At 48.5% G+C, this 18,254-nt stretch carries 13 protein-coding genes; 5 read left to right on the forward strand and 8 right to left on the reverse strand.

The features are described from left to right. Positions 1 to 7 precede the first annotated feature (7 nt). Together cyoE and K0H61_RS16765 are read left to right on the forward strand one after the other, a co-directional pair. Positions 8 to 913, forward strand: coding sequence for a heme o synthase (gene cyoE, locus K0H61_RS16760; RefSeq protein WP_220050593.1), 906 nt, complete (start codon positions 8 to 10; stop codon positions 911 to 913). Between the two features lie 33 nt (positions 914 to 946). Next, complete coding sequence (locus tag K0H61_RS16765; protein ID WP_220050594.1) at positions 947 to 1,573, forward strand: SCO family protein; 627 nt, start codon at positions 947 to 949, stop codon at positions 1,571 to 1,573. Position 1,574: 1 nt separating this feature from the next. Here K0H61_RS16765 and K0H61_RS16770 read toward each other — a convergent pair whose 3' ends face one another. Next, positions 1,575 to 2,621 carry a polysaccharide deacetylase family protein gene (locus K0H61_RS16770; RefSeq protein WP_220050595.1) on the reverse strand — a complete coding sequence of 349 codons (1,047 nt, stop codon included), beginning with the start codon at positions 2,619 to 2,621 and terminating at the stop codon, positions 1,575 to 1,577. Positions 2,622 to 2,723: 102 nt separating this feature from the next. On the opposite strand from K0H61_RS16770, the gene K0H61_RS16775 reads away from it, so the two are divergent. After that, complete coding sequence (locus tag K0H61_RS16775) at positions 2,724 to 4,001, forward strand: MATE family efflux transporter (protein ID WP_220052777.1); 1,278 nt, start codon at positions 2,724 to 2,726, stop codon at positions 3,999 to 4,001. 77 nt (positions 4,002 to 4,078) lie between these two features. Here K0H61_RS16775 and nfuA read toward each other — a convergent pair whose 3' ends face one another. Both nfuA and K0H61_RS16785 read right to left on the reverse strand, forming a co-directional pair. Further along, positions 4,079 to 4,657: a Fe-S biogenesis protein NfuA gene (gene nfuA, locus K0H61_RS16780; protein WP_220050596.1), complete on the reverse strand. Its 579-nt coding sequence runs from the start codon at positions 4,655 to 4,657 to the stop codon at positions 4,079 to 4,081. Positions 4,658 to 4,837: 180 nt separating this feature from the next. After that, positions 4,838 to 5,608: a ComF family protein gene (locus K0H61_RS16785; protein WP_220050597.1), complete on the reverse strand. Its 771-nt coding sequence runs from the start codon at positions 5,606 to 5,608 to the stop codon at positions 4,838 to 4,840. Between the two features lie 45 nt (positions 5,609 to 5,653). Between K0H61_RS16785 and bioH the strand changes: the two genes are divergently transcribed. After that, positions 5,654 to 6,448, forward strand: a complete 795-nt coding sequence (gene bioH / locus K0H61_RS16790) for a pimeloyl-ACP methyl ester esterase BioH (protein ID WP_258405974.1) — start codon at positions 5,654 to 5,656, stop codon at positions 6,446 to 6,448. 61 nt (positions 6,449 to 6,509) lie between these two features. Then, a complete protein-coding gene (locus tag K0H61_RS16795; RefSeq protein ID WP_220050598.1) occupies positions 6,510 to 7,043 on the forward strand; it encodes a hypothetical protein in 534 nt (177 codons plus the stop codon). A 134-nt stretch (positions 7,044 to 7,177) separates the two neighbouring features. Here K0H61_RS16795 and K0H61_RS16800 read toward each other — a convergent pair whose 3' ends face one another. From K0H61_RS16800 to K0H61_RS16820, 5 genes are all read right to left on the reverse strand, one after another. Further along, positions 7,178 to 9,133, reverse strand: a complete 1,956-nt coding sequence (locus K0H61_RS16800; protein ID WP_220050599.1) for an LTA synthase family protein — start codon at positions 9,131 to 9,133, stop codon at positions 7,178 to 7,180. Positions 9,134 to 9,342: 209 nt separating this feature from the next. After that, entirely contained in the window at positions 9,343 to 11,679 is a 2,337-nt protein-coding gene (locus K0H61_RS16805; protein WP_220050600.1) for a Tex family protein, read from the reverse strand. Positions 11,680 to 11,810: 131 nt separating this feature from the next. Beyond that, positions 11,811 to 12,314, reverse strand: a complete 504-nt coding sequence (gene greB / locus K0H61_RS16810; RefSeq protein ID WP_220050601.1) for a transcription elongation factor GreB — start codon at positions 12,312 to 12,314, stop codon at positions 11,811 to 11,813. A 31-nt stretch (positions 12,315 to 12,345) separates the two neighbouring features. Further along, on the reverse strand, positions 12,346 to 13,287 hold the full coding sequence (locus K0H61_RS16815; RefSeq protein ID WP_220050602.1) for a GGDEF domain-containing response regulator: 942 nt from the start codon (positions 13,285 to 13,287) through the stop codon (positions 12,346 to 12,348). Further along, the gene (locus K0H61_RS16820) at positions 13,287 to 18,173 is read right to left on the reverse strand and encodes a PAS domain S-box protein (protein WP_220050603.1); all 4,887 of its coding nucleotides are present in this window, start codon (positions 18,171 to 18,173) and stop codon (positions 13,287 to 13,289) included. The genes K0H61_RS16815 and K0H61_RS16820 overlap by 1 nt, the downstream gene beginning before the upstream one ends. Between the last annotated feature and the right edge of the window lie 81 nt (positions 18,174 to 18,254).

Raw genomic sequence — 18,254 nt, forward strand, 5'->3', positions numbered from 1 at the left:
CTATGTAATGAATAAACTCCTGTCCATCGGCCGTAGCCACACAACGCCAACATTACAATGGCGAGCCTATTTAGAAATGACTAAACCTAAGGTCGTCGCTTTAATGTTACTCACCGTCTTGGTCGGCATGTGTTTAGCCGTGCCAGGTAGCCTCCCAGTCAAACCGTTAATAGCAGGCCTTATCGGCATAGCTATGATGGCGGGTTCGGCGGCAGCATTTAATCATTTAATCGATAGGCGCATCGATGGCTTAATGGCGCGCACCTATAATCGGCCACTGCCGAAGGGAAGAGTATTGGTTAGTCGGGCACTGCTGTTTGCCAGCTTATTGGGCGCCGTTGGCTTTTGGATTTTATACGCTTTTACGAATCCACTAACGGCATGGCTCACCTTCGCCAGCCTGATTGGATATGCGGTGATTTACACTGCGTACCTTAAACGCGCAACGGCACAGAACATAGTGATCGGCGGCTTAGCGGGCGCCATGCCGCCGCTGCTCGGCTGGACAGCAATCACCAATCAATTTCACGGGCATGCTTTGCTGCTTGTTATCATCATCTTTACTTGGACACCGCCCCACTTTTGGGCACTGGCGATCCACAGACGCGCCGAATATGCCAAGGTCGACATTCCTATGCTACCCGTCACCCATGGTGTCGAGTTTACGAAAACCTGCATCCTACTCTACACCGTCCTGCTGGCACTTGCATGCCTACTGCCGGTCTTGGTTGGCATGTGTGGCCCAATATATTTTGTATGTTCAAGCTTGCTAAGTACTGGATTTATTTATAAAGCATGGCAACTTAAGTACCAGGACAGACAAGGTTTAGCCATGCAGCTGTTCCGATTTTCAATTTACCATTTGATGCTGTTATTTATGGCGCTGTTAGTTGATCATTACTTGTTGATTTAGCGCTCAAGGCATAGGGATTTACTGGAGCTAATAATGAAAAAAAGAATCCTAGTTATCGTTATCCTATTAATTGGTTTGGGCGGGTTAATCTCTGCCCTGTATGAAAGGTCACATCCGGTTGAATTACAAAGTGGATTTATCTTTCCTGAGGATCTCGATATCGTTCCATTTGAGCTTGTCGATCAACATCAACAGCCCTTTACCAATGCCAATCTGCAGGGGAAATGGAGCCTGTTTTTTATTGGTTACACCTTCTGCCCCGATGTATGCCCAACAACACTTAACCGCTTAGCCGCAGCCTACCCAGAGCTCAGCAAAATCGCGCCGCTACAGGTGGTGTTCTTATCCGTTGATCCCAAACGGGATACACCGGATAAACTCTTAACCTATGTGAACTACTTTAATGCTGATTTTAAAGCAGTAACGGGTGAGCAGGCGCAGATTTTTCCATTAAGCCGCAGCCTTGGCCTCACTTACGCTATGGTCGATGACGGCGATAGCTATCAAGTCGACCACAGCGCAAGTTATGTATTAGTTTCACCTCTTGGCACTCGGGTTGCGGTATTTAAATCCACCCCAAGCCTTGGTAAACCCGCGCAAATATTGAATGAAAACCTAATAAACGACTTTGCCAAGATAGTGAAAAGCTACCATCGCTAGCCTATTCCTTAATCCAAGTGCCATCATCCTTGGGTCTAACCCAAGGTTGGGAAAACCAATAAAAACCCCCCTTACTTTTACTCGGTACTGTGCAGTTGTAACGGGCACGCCCCGCATTCAATGGCAAATCAGCTTGAATACTAAACTCATTTCCACTCAGCCACTTAGGTTGCTTCGCACCCTGCCCTTGGATATAGCACATCATCTGTTTGGCAGAAATATCTGTCATATCTAAGGTCACGCGCAGCTCCGGTCGCCAGTGACCCGCTTTAAGCTCAGGATCGCTTGGTGTTTGGCTCACTACTGGCATGTTGAGGCTATATAACTTGGATTTAAGCGTTGTTAAATCCGCATATTGACCCGCAACAGGAAAGCGCGGCAAGGCCGTCAATGGCGAGTAGGGCCCGGCAGCTCCCGATTGCTGCCCAAAGGCGACAAAGCCGTTTTCGGTCAGCATATCGGCAATCGCTTGGTTGTATTCCCCATAGGGATAGGCGAGCATTTTTAGATTCTGGCCGGTAGCATCGGCAATGGCTTTTTCTGTGTCTAAAATGCTGGACTTAATGCGTGCCAACCATTGTGACTCCGACTCTTTATCTAGCCTGCGAATAAGGTGCTCATGCGCCCAGCTATGGTTAGCTATCTCGGCCCCTTCCTTCGATAGTTGGACTAATTCCTCCCAGGTCATCATCTCAGTAAACTTTTGTTTAATAGGCTCAATCGCGACAAATAAAGTGTAGGGATAACCAAATTCCTTTAGGATAGGATGTGCGGTAGTGGCAATGCTGCGATAACCATCATCAAAGGTGATGGCAACAGTTTTTGCGGGTAAATCCTGTTTTTGTTTAATGGCATCCACCACTTGGGCCAGGGGGATGACCTTAAAACCTTCGTCGGCGAGAAACTGCATTTGCGCTCTAAATTGTGCAGGGGTTACGCTCGTCACCTTAGGCGTAGTTTCCGACACATGGTGATATTGCAAAATCACCACCGCATGTGCCGAAAAAGCCATTAGCCCCATCAGTGCCAACAACGCACGTTTAACCATAATGTGAACACCTTTAAATCAATGAATAATGTGAATTCCAGTTGGCGGACGCTACTTTGCGATGCGACTAAACATCGCCAATTGCTGGCGCTTGCGCTGCCGATGATCCTTTCCAATATCACGGTTCCGCTGCTTGGATTAGTAGATACCGCAGTAGTTGGCCATTTGAGCGACGCATATTATTTAGGTGGCGTAGCACTCGGGTCAACGATTATCACGCTGATCGTTTGGTTATTGGGTTTTCTGCGGATGGCGACAACGGGATTAGTCGCCCAAGCCTATGGTGCCAACGATATCGATGCTCAGCAAAAATTACTTGTTCAGGGTACCATGTTGGCCTGCGGCCTAGGGGGAATAGTGCTCCTGCTGCAAATGCCCCTGCTCGATTTCGCCTTGGGCGTAACCTCTGCAAGTGAAGAGGTTATGAGGTATTGCCGCGAGTATTTTTATATCAGGGTCTGGTCAACGCCTTTCGCGCTACTCAATCTAGTGATGTTGGGCTGGCTGCTTGGTAGGCAACAACCCAAAGCCGCCATGTGGCAACTGATTTGCGCCAATCTAGCCAACATACTGCTCGATATTCTCTTTGTTTTAGGCTTAGGCTGGGGCGTAAAAGGCGCGGCACTCGCCTCGGTATTTGCCGATATTGCCGCATTTAGCATCGCGCTTTTTATGGTATTACAGCAACTTAAGCTCACACCTCTTTTTGCAGTTAGTCAGCTACTAAGCCATATCGGTCTCAAGGGCTATGGTCGGTTACTTAGACTTAACACCGATATTTTTATCAGAAGCCTGTGCCTACAAGCGGCCTTTGCCTTTATGACTTTCCATGGTGCCAGCCTTGGGGATAACACGGTCGCCGCCAATGCAGTATTACTCAATCTATTAATGCTGACCGCCTACGCCCTCGATGGCATAGCCTATTATGCCGAAGCCGAAGTAGGTAAAGCGTTTAGACGCAAACCTGAACAAGTGCGAGATGCTGTGCGTCTAGCTTGGAGTTGGTCTGCCGTAATAGCCCTTGGCTTTAGCCTCGTATTTGCCCTGTGGGGCAATAACATTATCGGCCTACTAACCAACATTGAAGCTGTGCGAGGTACAGCCTCAAATTACTTGATATGGATGATATTTATGCCGCTCTGCGCCTTTAGCTCCTACCTATTTGATGGCGTCTATATCGGTGCAACTCAAGGCAAAGCCATGCGCAACAGCATGATTGTCGCGACCTTTGGCGCCTTTTTTCCGACGTGGTTTGTCACTCAAGCTTTTTTAGCGCCAGAACAGGCCAATCACGCCCTGTGGATGGCAATGACAATATTTATGATAGCTAGAAGTATCACCCTCGGGTTGCACTATCGGTTTAGTAACATATTTGGCTGATGACATCATTGTATTTATAAAAAACGCGACCTCTGGTCGCGTTTTTTATTACTCACTCTATTCCCTAACGATAAGGATTAAGCGTATGAATGCTCACCGTGCTGGTGATCTGTTACGTCACGCACGCCGGTCAACTCACCCGCGAACATATCTAACAGTTGCTTTTCAATACCATCCTTGAGGGTAATATCCACTTGAGAACAACCGTTACAACCACCGCCGAATTGCAGTACAGCTACGCCTTCTTTACTGATTTCAACCAGCATGATGTTGCCGCCGTGGCTGGCTAACTGTGGATTGATTTCAGATTGCAGCACGTATTCAACACGCTCCGCCAGTGGCGCATTGTCAGCCACTTTACGCATTTTCGCGTTAGGGGCTTTTAGGGTTAATTGTGAACCTAACTGATCGGTCACGAAATCGATTGAAGCTTCTTCAAGGAATGGCGCACTCTTCTCATCGACCATAGCGCTAAAGCCATTGAATTCGAGTTCAATATCATCGCTTTCAACTGCATCTGGTGGGCAATATGACACGCCACACTCAGCTTGTGCGGTACCTGGGCTGATCACAAATACGCGAATATGAGTGCCTTCAGGTTGATCTGCTAACAACTTTACAAAATGGGCCTGAGCCGCATCGGAAATAGTAATCATGGAACCAGCTCCGTCAGGGGATACCTGAGTGATTTAGTAAGAATTAGGCGTATGATACTCCGACTCGCACACGCTTTGTAGTCCCTAGGGTATCAAGTTATGAGGTTTTGCAAAATCCATCACGCTTTAAAGGCTAGGATTTTATTGGCTTTGACCTAGTACATTCCTTAGGCGACTGACCTAAATAACATCCAAATCATCAAGCAACCCTGGCGCTTCAGCCCGCGCCAAACACCATACCTGCACTTGAACAAATCGCGCCTCGAACAAGCGGGAAATTTCAGCGATAGTCGTTCCCGTCGTCACGACATCATCGATTAAGGCAATCCGCTGATAGGTAAATTCCGATTCTAATTCAAAGGCATCATATAAATTGCGCCGCCGCTGCGCCCCCGTCAGCCCCGCCTGGGGTTTAGTATCTTGAATGCGCCTCAAACTGTTATCCACTAAGGGTAGATTTAAGCTATGTGATAATTCCTTAGCGATTAACCATGCCTGATTAAAGCCGCGCTGGCGTAATCGTTTCGGGTGCAGTGGCACGGGCAAAATCGCCTGGGGAAACGTGACCAATCCCTGCTGTTCGAGTTGTCTAATTCGTTCGGCTAACGCTTCGCATAACACGGGCAGCGCGGCAAGTTGCCGCTGATACTTAATGGCGGCAATCCAAGGTCCTAATCCCTGATGATAACTGCAAGGCGCAATCACTTTTATCGGTGCTTGCTTCTGGCACTCGCCGCAGTAGTCGATTTGAATCAGCATAGACTTACCGCAACCGAGACAAATTGGGGTGCGATACAGGCAGGCTTGCAAGCAAACGGAGCAAATTCCCGACTTATCCGCAGACAAGGATTGGTGGCACAGCAGGCAGCGGTTAGGTAAACTCCCCGCCAAGTAATGCGTCCAAATATATTGGGCAAAATGCCGAAGCTTTAACCTTTTCGCCAATTCCATTTGCTTTCGCTTTCCATAAGCACTTAATCGAATAGAGGTATTTCCGTGACACCTGCTTCCCACAGCCAAGTAACTAAGCTGCATATCGAATCTTTCGGCCAAGGGCCCGATCTGGTTATGCTCCACGGTTGGGGGGTTAACAGTGCAGTGTTTGCACCGCTGCAAGCGTCGCTCACAGAGTATAGAGTGCACTATGTCGACTTGCCGGGGTTTGGCTTAAGTCAGCCCCTCACAGGGGAATTAGCAGATTGGGTCGATGCCCTCGTTGTAGCACTGCCAATGGATGCGATTTGGGCTGGCTGGTCACTGGGCGGACTGGTTGCAACCCAGGCAGCATTGGCCTATCCAGAAAAAGTTAAAGGGCTAATTACTATCGCGTCTTCACCCTGCTTTATGGCGCGGGAAGATGAAGCATGGCCTGGGATTCCACCCCAAGTGTTGCGCCAATTTGGCGAACAACTCGGACAAAATCTTCCTAAAACCATCGAACGCTTTTTAGCGATTCAGGCCATGGGTAGCGAAACCGCCAAGGATGATATCAAGCGACTGCGGGATCTGGTCTTAGCTAAGCCCCTGCCCAATGAGGCCGCCCTTCTGCAGGGCCTAGCTATGCTTAAGGATATCGATTTAAGGGAGCAGTTACCCAGCATCCAACAGCCTTGGCTTAGAATGTGGGGCAGACTCGATGGACTCGTCCCCAAACGCGTTCAACCTAAATTACCAACGGCGACTCACTTTCAAGACGTGATGATGCCTAAAGCCTCCCATGCTCCTTTTATTTCCCACCCCGATGAGTTTTTGCAGGCTTTAAGATCTTGGCTTACGCAATTACATCGTTAGCGCTTTATCTTTGCACCTCAAATGGCTAGAATTTAACCATAAATGATGCAAGGAATTTATTATGCTGGTTGTCAGTAATTATCCTCAGGTGCCGCTAGCGACAACTAATGTCGCGACGGACTCTGCTCGGGTAGACAATCAGCTAAAACCCGTGGTTATTCCACCGCAAGAAGCCACTAAGGGTCACGAAGAACGTGCCTTTAATCCACAAAATGAGCGCAGCGCCGATCAACAAGCCAAGTTAATCGCGCAAAATCAGCAACAAATTCAGGAAAAACAGCAGCAACAGCAATCATCCAAGCAACAGAGCCAACAGCAGCAGGAGCAAAAAGCCCCTTCGGTCATCGCTGAGCGAGTGTTACCCAAAAACCTGATTATTCCCAGTCGTGCACCAGCCGCATTACAACGCAAAGACATCAAAGTGATGGCTAACAGTGGGCGGACTCAAACGGCCAGTTTGAATACCAGTAGTCATCGTCAAGCCATTCAAGGTGAGAGCGAACAGTTTTATCAAAAACTCGGCCAGCGCATAAGTCAATTCTATCAACATCAGACCCGTCCCGAATCTGCACCTTTGATTAACGCGTCAGCCTAAACGTCTCCTTTTGGGATCGCCAAAACGAACTCTCACTTCCCAAAGATAAAACCCAAACCATAAAAAATGCCGCTTTGTTTTGGCATAAACATAGCGGCATTTACGCCCTTCAATGTGGCGGAAAGTAGAACTTACTATAACCGATATAACCCCTGCTGATAGGCCAAACTGCCCCATAGTGCCCAACTCAATGCTTTCTTCTCCAGCGCCTTTGCAGGTTCATAGGGAGATAAACTCTCGGACTTGGCATCGTATTGGAACCCCTGTGCCGCCTTTTCAGGTTGAAGGATCACCACCTCATTGCCTTCCATCAGGGCAAAATTTTTATCGTATTGCATCAAAGCCCGGCCAGGCCAATCATCCCTCACCTGGGTCAGATCTCGCCCTAGCATAGGGTAGGAATCTGACACCCCAATCAAAGATAAAAGGGTTGGCGGCAAGTCGATTTGGCTCACGATGCGGTGGTCACGCTTGGGCGCAATAGCGTCACCTAGGATAAGCCCTGGAATACGAAAACGCGCAACAGGGACTAAATCTGCGCCGCCCACACGACTGTCGTGGTCAGCAACGATAATAAAAATAGTGTCCTTCCAGTAGTCGGCATTTTTTGCCAACTTAAAGAACTCGCCTAAGGCGTAATCGGCATACTTAGCAGCGTTATTGCGGGTTTGCTTGGGTTGCTCATAAAGTTCGATTCTGTCATCGGGAAATTCGAATGGGTCATGGTTGCTCGAGCTAAACACTAAGCTGAAGAATGGCTTACCCTCGCTATATAATCGCTTAAATTCGCTATCGGCTTTGCGCATAAGATCTTCATCGGAAACGCCCCAAGACCCAGTAAAAACGGGGGACTTATAATCCTGTTGCTCAATAATGTCAGTGAAACCATTGCCGAGGAAGAAGCTGCGCATATTGTCAAAATGGCTCTCACCGCCGTAGATAAACTGAGTGGTGTAACCATGGTTTTTAAGCAAATCGGCGATGGTGAAAAAGCCTGTCTGACTTTTTCCTAGCTTGACCACAGAGCGAGCCGGCGTTGGTGTAAAACCTGTAGTCATCGCCTCGATACCCCTTACCGAGCGGGTGCCTGTGGCATAGAGGTTATCGAAGTACCATCCCTCCTTCGACAGCGCATCGATATTGGGCGTGAGTGGCAGCCCGCCTAAACTCCCGACAAAACGCGCTCCTAAACTTTCCTGCAGCAGGATAACCAGATTCTTAGGCTTTCCTTGATAACTTGCCTGATTAAAACTCAATGATGGCGCAGTATCTGAGGCAAAGGCGCTCGCAGGGCGACCACTGGCCTCACGGATGGTTGCAATAATCTCGTCATGACTAAGCTTGCCATACACCTTAGACGCATCATCTTCGCTCCCCATTTGCTTGATAGCAAACACGAGTGAATAGGCCGAGTTAATCACCAAAGAATTGACGAGCGGATCTTCTGCAAAGGCGACCATGGCCGGATTAATGGGCCTGTGTCCTAGGGTCGAACGAGCGCCGAGAAAAGTCACACCAGCCACCAGCACCACTAAAACGGGACGCCAATACCAGCGAGGAAAGCGAATGTTGCGGGTCAGTTTACCGCTAAGCTTCCATCCCCCATACAAGGTTGTAACTGACAGAATGACCGCAAAAATCAGCTCAAGTTTGCGACCAGCCCAGAGCATCGACAGTACTTCCTTAGGATAAATCAGGTATTCAACGAATAAACGATTGGGGCGAATACCGTATTCTTCGATAAAGGAAGGCGTTGCAAGCTCTAACAACAGCACGGCCCACAATCCCAGCGTTAACCAACCACGGAGTATCGGCAGCCATAATCGCCCGATAGCATGTTCGCCAGCAAATACAGCCGTGCCGAGTGCGGCAATGCCCCACAACCAACACAGGGTTGCAATATCCACTCTAAGGCCTTGTAAGATGAGATGAGGCCAACCATTAACAGCGGCAACACGCTCCACCTGCCAAAGCCCTAACCCTAGTCGGCTAAGCATGGATACAGCGAGAGCCAATAAACTGAAGATAAGAATAACGCGAAATGGCCCGAAGGCAGATTGGCGTCCACGAATGGAAGAACCAGAAAACATGTACAACCCCAAATAGTAACTTCCACTCTCTACGGAGAGTCATTCTGTAAATCGGTAACAAGAAGCGCTATCACAACGGATAAAACTTAACGTTTTCTTAAGCACCGACGTTATATTATCTGGGGTGGGGCAATTGCAACAAATTTGTTATTAATTGGTAAAAAAGTGTCGACTCAAACACAGAGCGTATTCGAGCCGACTAGCAGGGATTACTTCTTCAGCTTAGCGAAAGCATCGGCAAAGGCATTGCCCATCGCCGCATTCACAGGGGCTGATTTTTGCACCGGACGAGCGGTTTTTTGGGAGTTCGATTTAACTGAACCCTGTTTAGCCTGTGGCTGACCGCGATGCTGCGACTTGCTTTGGTCGATGGTTTCGTCTAATCGCATACTCAGGCCGATACGACGGCGCTCAACATCCACTTCCATCACCTTTACTTTAACGACATCACCGGCCTTTACCACAGTGTGCGGATCGGTAATAAACTTGTCGGTTAACGAAGAAATATGCACTAGACCATCTTGATGCACGCCGATATCGACGAAGGCACCAAAGTTAGTCACGTTGGTCACTACGCCTTCGAGGATCATCTCAGGCTTAAGATCCTTAAGCTCTTCGACACCATCCTTAAACTTAGCGGTCTTAAACTCACCGCGAGGATCACGACCGGGCTTATCCAGCTCAGCCAGAATATCGGTCACCGTCGGAAGACCAAATTCTGCCGTGGTAAATTCCTGCGGCTTAATGCTGCGCAGCAGTTCTGAATTACCGATAAGCGCTGCCAAATCGACCTGCTTGGTCTTAGCGATGGTTTCCACCAGCGCATACGCCTCAGGATGCACCGCAGACATATCCAATGGATTTTCACCGTCGCGAATACGCAGGAAGCCCGCAGCCTGCTCATAGGCCTTAGGCCCTAAACGTGGCACTTTGAGTAACTCTTTGCGGTTTTTAAACTGACCATTGGCATCGCGGTAATCAACCACGTTCTTCGCAAGGGTCTTGTTTAACCCTGCCACCTGCGACAATAACGGCACTGAAGCCATGTTCAGATCCACGCCCACGCCGTTCACGCAGTCTTCAACCACGGCTTCGAGTGAGCTTGAGAGCTGGCTTTGACTCACATCGTGTTGATACTGGCCAACACCAATGGATTTAGGCTCAATCTTCACTAACTCTGCCAGCGGATCCTGCAAACGACGGGCGATAGATACCGCGCCACGGATAGAAACGTCTAAATCAGGGAACTCCAGCGCGGCCAGTTCAGATGCAGAGTACACAGACGCGCCCGCTTCGCTCACCATCACCTTAGTCAGTTGTGGTTGGCTGTCTTTTACAGTAGCAATCAACTCTGCAGCGAGTTTGTCGGTTTCGCGCGAGGCGGTGCCATTACCAATCGCAATCAACTCAACCTTATGCATTTGCGCGAGGTTCGCTAAGGTGCGAATGGATTTTTCCCATTGGTTTTGCGGTGCATGGGGGAAGATGGTCGTGTGCGCCACCAGCTTACCGGTGTTATCTACAATCGCCACTTTCACTCCGGTACGTAAACCTGGGTCGAGGCCCATGGTTGCTTTAGCGCCAGCGGGAGCGGCCATTAATAGATCGCCTAAGTTACGGGCAAATACTTTGATGGCCTCGGCCTCTGCACGCTCACGCATCAAGGAGATAAACTCGGTTTCCATCTGCAGGGCAATCTTAATGCGCCAAGTCGCAGTCACGACCGTTTTTAGCCACTGGTCAACGGCTGAATCGCCCAGTTTGAGACCTAAGTGATCGCAAATGATCACTTCACAGTAACTGCCCTGACCCGCTTCTAAACCGGGATCGGCATTCATAGACAAAGACAAAAAGCCCTCGTTGCGACCACGTAACATGGCTAGCGCGCGGTGGGATGGCACTTTGGCAAGCGGCTCGCTATGCTCGAAATAATCGCGGAATTTGGCGCCTTCTTTTTCTTTACCCGCTATTACGCGGCTTTCTAATACACTGTTTTGGCTTAAGTGTTCACGCACTTTACGCAGTAATTCGGCATCTTCAGCGTAGCGCTCCATCAGAATATAACGGGCACCTTCGAGCACGGCTTTGGTATCGGCAAAGCCCGCTTCGACATTGAGATAGGTCTGCGCCAAGGCTTCGATATCGGCATTACAGTCGGCGAGTAACGCGTCGCTCAAGGGCTCAAGTCCCGCTTCAATAGCGATTTGCCCCTTAGTTCGGCGTTTAGGTTTAAAGGGCAGATAAAGATCTTCGAGGCGTGTCTTGCTATCGGCGCCATCGATTTCCCGTTGCAATTCAGGCGTTAATTTACCTTGAGCTTGGATGCTCGACAGAATGACTTGGCGTCTATCGTTGAGTTCACGCAGGTAACCTAAACGGCTGTACAGGTTACGTAATTGGGTATCGTCTAAGCCACCCGTGGCTTCTTTACGGTAGCGGGCAACGAAGGGAACAGTTGCGCCATTATCGAGTAATTCTATGGTCGCAGTAACTTGATGCTCACCAACATTGAGTTCCTGAGCAATTATTTGGGCAATAGTCTGCATATAAAAATGTTGTGCCTAAGAGGTTGTATGAATCCTAATTGCGCCCAAGATACCACAGGCGCAATAGCGATTTCATGTGATGAGAGTGATTTCGACTGAAAACCCATAGGAGCTCACAGCGTGGCATGCCCTTAATCGGCATTACCTTCGAGGCTGGTTTCAAATGGCGTGTAACGAATCGCATTAACATACCACAGCTTGGGGCCGAGGGGCGTTTGCACCACGACTTCATCGTCGACCTGTTTACCAATTAACGCCCGTGCCATGGGGGAGTCGATAGTGATATAGCCAAGCTTAGTGTCGAGCTCGTCTTTACCTACAATGCGATAACGCACGCATTCACCGTCGTCATTTTCGAGCTCAAACCAAGCACCAAAATAAATTTTGCCTTCCTGCTGGGGTGAATAGTCGACGATTTTGAGTTCTTCGAGGCGTTTTACTAGGTATCTAACCCTTCTATCTATTTGACGCAAAAGCCTTTTGTTGTAAGTGTAATCAGCGTTTTCACTTCTGTCGCCCTGTGCCGCAGCCTCCTGCACTTTAAGGGTGATTTGTGGGCGATATTCCTTCCACAGGTACTTCAATTCTTTATCTAGGGTCATCCAGCCGTGGCGGGTGATCAAATGCGCTTTCATAACTCTTCAAATCCAAAAACTATTAATCCATTTAGACCGTTACTAAATCCGTCCCAACCACCCGATTACGTCCACCATCCTTGGCGAGATAAAGCTGCTGATCCGCAGCTTCAACTAAGGCATGCCAGTCGATATCTTGTTGGGGCAGAATGCTCGCAACGCCTGCGCTGACGGTGATGACCCCATAACTTGAGTCCATATGCTCAATCTGCAAAGACTTCACTCCATCGACCATGACTTGTGCTAAGTACACCGCCCCCGCAAGGTCGGTCTCGGGCAGAATACAAATAAACTCTTCGCCACCATAACGGGCAATAATATCGCAGGGTCGTTTTAACAGCTTACTAAGTCCAGCGGCCACCTGCCGTAAACAACGGTCACCATCTTGATGACCATAGCGGTCGTTATAACGCTTAAAAAAGTCCACATCGAACATAATAACCGCTAAATGGGATTGGGCTCTGCAGCATTGTCGCCATATTTCAGGCAAGCGCTGCTCAAACTGACGACGATTTGCAACGCCCGTCAGGCTATCGACCATCGCAATTGAATGCAATACATCGGTTTGTAACTTCAGTTGATACTGATTCTTCACCCTTGCGCTCGTGATGATGGGGTTGATCGGCTTATGGATAAAGTCCACCGCCCCCAATTGGAAACCTTTAACTTCTTCAGCCTCGTTGAAATGGGACGTCACGAAGATGACCCCAATGCCTGCGGTTTCTGGGTCGGCTTTCAGCTTTTGACACACTTCATAACCCGAGAGGCCAGGCATTTCGATGTCGAGTAAAACGATATCTGGCTGCATTTTATGACAAACCTCAATCGCCTGTTCACCATTTGTAGCCATATACAGTTCGTAATCATTGCGGAAAATTTGATGCAGCATTTTTATATTTAGCGGCTGATCATCAACAATCAGGATTTTACCTTTGTTTGTACGCTTTGCTTCAATTAACTCATTGATTGTCATTAAGCCTCCTCCAACATTATGGTGCTTAATGTGGCCGACGCTTGGGTAAAATCCAATGACCCAACTTGGCTATAAAGCTGCGGCCAAAGCGGGTGGCGTTCAAGCATGGGAGCGAGCGTTTCAATCACACTCATCGCTTCTAGATTGCTTGCTTGTAAGAGTGATGCCAAGTTTTGTAACTCCATGTTGATATCTTGCACCTCTGCGACAGGTTCCACCTGCGGCTGGTTGACTTGAGCATGTTGCTCTTCAGGAAAAAGCTCTGCTAGAGCGTCGCAACTTTGCTGGATTAACGCCTCCAACTTATCCGTCCAAGGCTTTAAATCTAGCAGCTCTGGCGCTTCTTGTTTAAATTGCTCTTCGAGGTACTTGGCAAATTCTGCTAATCTTCGCGCGCCAAAGTTACTGCCCAAGCCTTTAATGGCATGGCAGATAGCCGCTGCATTGGCGTAATCTCGCTCTCGGGTTGCCTGCTTAAAGCGCACTAATTCTTTGTCGATTTCGCTGGGGAAACTCTTAGCCATCTTCTCGAAAAAGGCTTGATTACCCCCGAAGCGTTTAAGAATTAATGGCAGAGAGTCAAGCAGTGCATCACTGCCTGCCGCTCTATATTCCGCAGGAGCAACAGTCTCGTCTTCCACATCCTGAGCTAATGAGTCACGGCCAACTAACCGCAAAATATTGGGGATCAATAACTGAATATCTATAGGTTTACCCACATGGGCATTCATGCCTGCAATAAGACATTCTTGTTTGTCAGTTTGTGAGGCGTTGGCTGTCATTGCCAAAATGGGCAAATCGTTAAACCGGCTATCAGCTCGTATCCTTCGGGTTGCCTCGAGGCCATCTATATCGGGCATTTGTACATCCATGATCACGATATCGAAGCTATCGCCATGTTCAAATACCTGAGACACACCTTCCAAGCCCCCCTTAGCTAATACAACCTTAGCACCTTCGTAAGTCAGCAGTTCGTCCACAACTTGGCGATTTAGTTGATTATCCTCAACCACCAAAATCCTCAGCCCCGTCAGTAAGCGTTGAGGCACTAGAGGGGGATTCACCTCCATGGGTATGCCATCGATGGCATTAATGATTGTTTCGACCAATGTCTGCGACGTCACGGGCTTGGTGAAAAAGTTCACAAACGGCATCTGTTCCAAATGCTGACGTTCAGCGAACACCTCATTGCCATAAGCGGTTAGCATGATGACTAAAGGTGTCATCCCCCCCTCGTTGGACTCACGGATCCGCTCCGCTGTTTGCAGACCATCAATATCAGGCATGCGCCAATCCATCAGCACGACATCGAAGGGGCTGTTATCCTCATTTGCCTGCTTTACGGCCTCAATGGCTTGGTAACCACTGTGGACAGACATGGCATCACAGCCATGATCTTTAAGTATTCGGTTGAGAATTTTTGTAGTGAACTCATTGTCATCGACCACTAAGACCCGCTTACCTTTGAGGTTGACCCTTTGGCTGACAACTCCTTCAACTACTGGTAAATCCAGTTCAAACCAAAATCGGCTACCCTCGCCAAGAGTACTACTGACCAGTAATTGTCCGCCCATGAGTTCAACTAAACGTTTGCTGATGGCAAGGCCAAGACCTGTTCCTCCAAAACGGCGTGAGGTGGAGGATTCTGCTTGCTCAAATCCGGTAAAGATACGTTCTAATTGTTCTTCACTGATGCCGATACCGGTATCCTCGATGGCAAATTGCACCCTCGTCCTGCCCTGCTGGTGCTGCAAACATTTTAACGACACCACCACCTGACCATGACGGGTAAATTTAAGGGCATTGCCGGCTAGATTAATCAAAATTTGCTGCAGTCTTAACTGATCGGCCAACAACAAGCTAGGTAAGTCAGAGTCAATATCGAACATCACTTCAACATCACGATTGTTGTGGCTGGCCGACAACACCACGGCTAAATCCCGCAACAATAATTCCATCGCACAGGGATGAAGGTCGAGGCTTAACTTGCCCGCATCTATCTTAGAAAAGTCCAAAATATCATTGAGCAGGCCAAGCAATGACTTAGCCGCCGTGTGTGCCTTGCTTACATAGCCCTGTTGTTGAACCGACAACGAAGTGTATTTGATCAGTTGTAACATGCCGAGCACGGCATTCATGGGGGTGCGGATTTCATGGCTCATGTTAGCGAGAAACGCCGATTTGGCCTCATTCGCGGCCTCGGCCTCATGTTTAGCCTGCCTTAAGGTCGCCTCTAACTGCCGCTGGGCGGTGATATCAATATTGATCCCCGTAATACGGATGACACGGTCGAATTTATCCCGCTCGATCTTAGCCCCAGCCTGCACATAACGGACTGAACCATCTGCAGTTTTCACTCTGAAGATGGGTTCATATTCGTCATTACCTTGGATGGCAGCATTAAATTTAGCTTCTGCGTCCTCCAGATCATCAGGGTGAATGCGCATCCGCCAATGCTCGTAGTTCAAGCCATTATCACGCAGACTTTCTGGCTGATCATAAATGGCAAACATGCGGTCATTCCAATGCAGCGAATTATTCTGCAGATCCATGGTCCAGATCCCCAATTTGGCCACCTCGGCCGCCTTGGTTAACTGATTACTGGCGGTCACTAATGCCTGTTGCTGCAATAGCATCTGAGTCATATCCACACCAATACCCAGATAGCCTGTCACCTCTCCATCACTATCACGCATGGCGGTGACCGAGAGCGACACTTGGAAATGACTGCCGTCCTTACGTATGTATGTCCAAACCCGAGTCTCTGACCCCTCGATACTGGCCTTATGAACGAAGGCCCTAAAACCGTTAATCTCTGTATTGTATTCCTGAGACAACTCCGCAGAGCGGCTTATCACTTCAGATTCAAGATGCAAGGGCGCTGGAGTCATTTTACCGATCATCTCGTCGGCTTTGTAACCTAATAAACGCTCGGCACCACGATTAAATACTGTGATAAGTCCCTCGGGGTCGGTCGCGATAATCGACATTTCGGAGGCTGCATCCAACACATTACTCAACAATGCATTGATACGATTACGTTCAAGTTGGATGAGTTTACGTTCGGTAATATCGGTGCGCAGCGCCACAAAACGCCCAATCTCGCCATGTTCATCTAACACTGGGCCAATCACAGTATCAAACCAAATCAGCGAACCATTTCTCGATCGATTACAAATCTCACCATGCCAAGGTTTACCTGATTTAATCTGATCCCACATGTTCTTCCAAAAGACAGCATCGTGTTCACCAGAGCTTAAAAGTGCATGGGTTTTACCCAGTAATTCTTCACGCTCAAAGCCACTTACCTCACAAAAATAATCGTTTACCGACAGAATAACCCCTTCAGGATCTGTTACCGAATAATGCAGCTGCTGGTTGATGGTATCGAGAAGGGCTTGGTTTTCGAGCAGGGCCTGCTGTAATGCCTGGGTACGTTTAGTGACTTTACGTTCGAGGCTGGCATTTTGATTCAGGATATTCCGTTCGGCATCCTGCTGGGCAGTAATATCACGGATGGTTTGACTTAGGCCCACAATCTCACCATTTGCATCGAAGATGGGAATCGCGGTCGTCGATGTAGCTAGCTGACTGCCATCGGCACATTGATGTATAGATACACGATTAAGCACGGTTTTCCCACTGAGCACCTCAGCGAAAAGTGCCTGCTCGTCGTTGACAACATCGCTTGGAATGATCAGCCCATGACTGGTTAACCCTAAAACTTGATCTTCGGAGAACCCAAATAGTTGCTCAGCGCCTTGGTTCCAGCTAGTAATCTTACCAGCCAAATCAAAACTGATAATGCCATCAAGGGAGTGCTCTAACATGCTGGCACGTCTCGATTGCTCTGCTAGAAATTGTTGCCTACGTTGCCAGTTTAACGACCCTAACACCATTAAGGCCGCAATCAGCAAACTAAATAGTGCACCACTTAACAGCACTAAGCTTGGACGAAACAAATTCAAGGCACTGACAAATTCGGGAAGCGCTATCACTTCAAATTGCCATTGGCGGCCAAATATGGTTTGAGTCAATGTGGATTGATATCGGGTTAGCCTTTCATCGACATCGGTGTGGGTTTCATAGAATTGAGCAGGTTCATCCGTTTTACTCACATCACGCAAAATCAGCTTGGCCGAATTTGCACTTAAATTTAAGTCCGCTAGCACCTCGTTGGTCACGAGGGGAGCATAACTCCAACCAAAGCCTTCAACTAAGCGCTCTGCCTCTGTGGCTGGCACTGTCACACTACGGTAAATTGGCATTAAAATTAAAAATGATTGAAGCGGCTTTCCTGAGGCTTGCACTAAAGTAATGGGGCCAGTCAATCTTACCTTACCCGTTCGTAAGGCGTTATCCGCAGCCTGTTTTCGGTTGGCCTCGGAGGCGATATCGAGACCGACAGCGGCCTTGTTCCGATAGTAGGGCTCAATGTATTCGATAAGATACTTTTCGCCTGGATTTGGGCTAAGTTCGCGGATTTGAAACTCTGGCCAACTCTGCTCACGCACACGCTCGAGGTAGGCGGCTAAGGCGTCAGGCGCTGGAGACACTCGACGGATAAACCCAAAACCACGCGCCCCCGGAAACTCCTCATCCACATCCCGAGTAAGACTGTACGCGTGAAAAACTTCACGATTTAAGGTTTGTTCACCCGCCGTGAGAATGGTCCCACGAGCCCCCCGTAAACCGTATTGGTAAAGTTCGATTCGCTTAATGATGCTGTCAGCGGTTACCTTTGCATGTTTAGAGAGCTCCTGTTCAATCACATGGGTATTTGTATTATCAACCTGCCATGCAAACAGCATGCTGAGGAAAAGCCCAAAAACAAATACCAACATCCCCCATTTCGAAGCTCGCATGTAACTGATAGACAGTGTCATAAGCACCTAATTATTGTTAACTTACTTTGATGATTCTGGATGATTACAAAGGCTTTTGCCAAAATCCTAAACGAATGATAC

This window comes from Shewanella acanthi, from assembly GCF_019457475.1.
Lineage (GTDB): Bacteria > Pseudomonadota > Gammaproteobacteria > Enterobacterales > Shewanellaceae > Shewanella > Shewanella acanthi.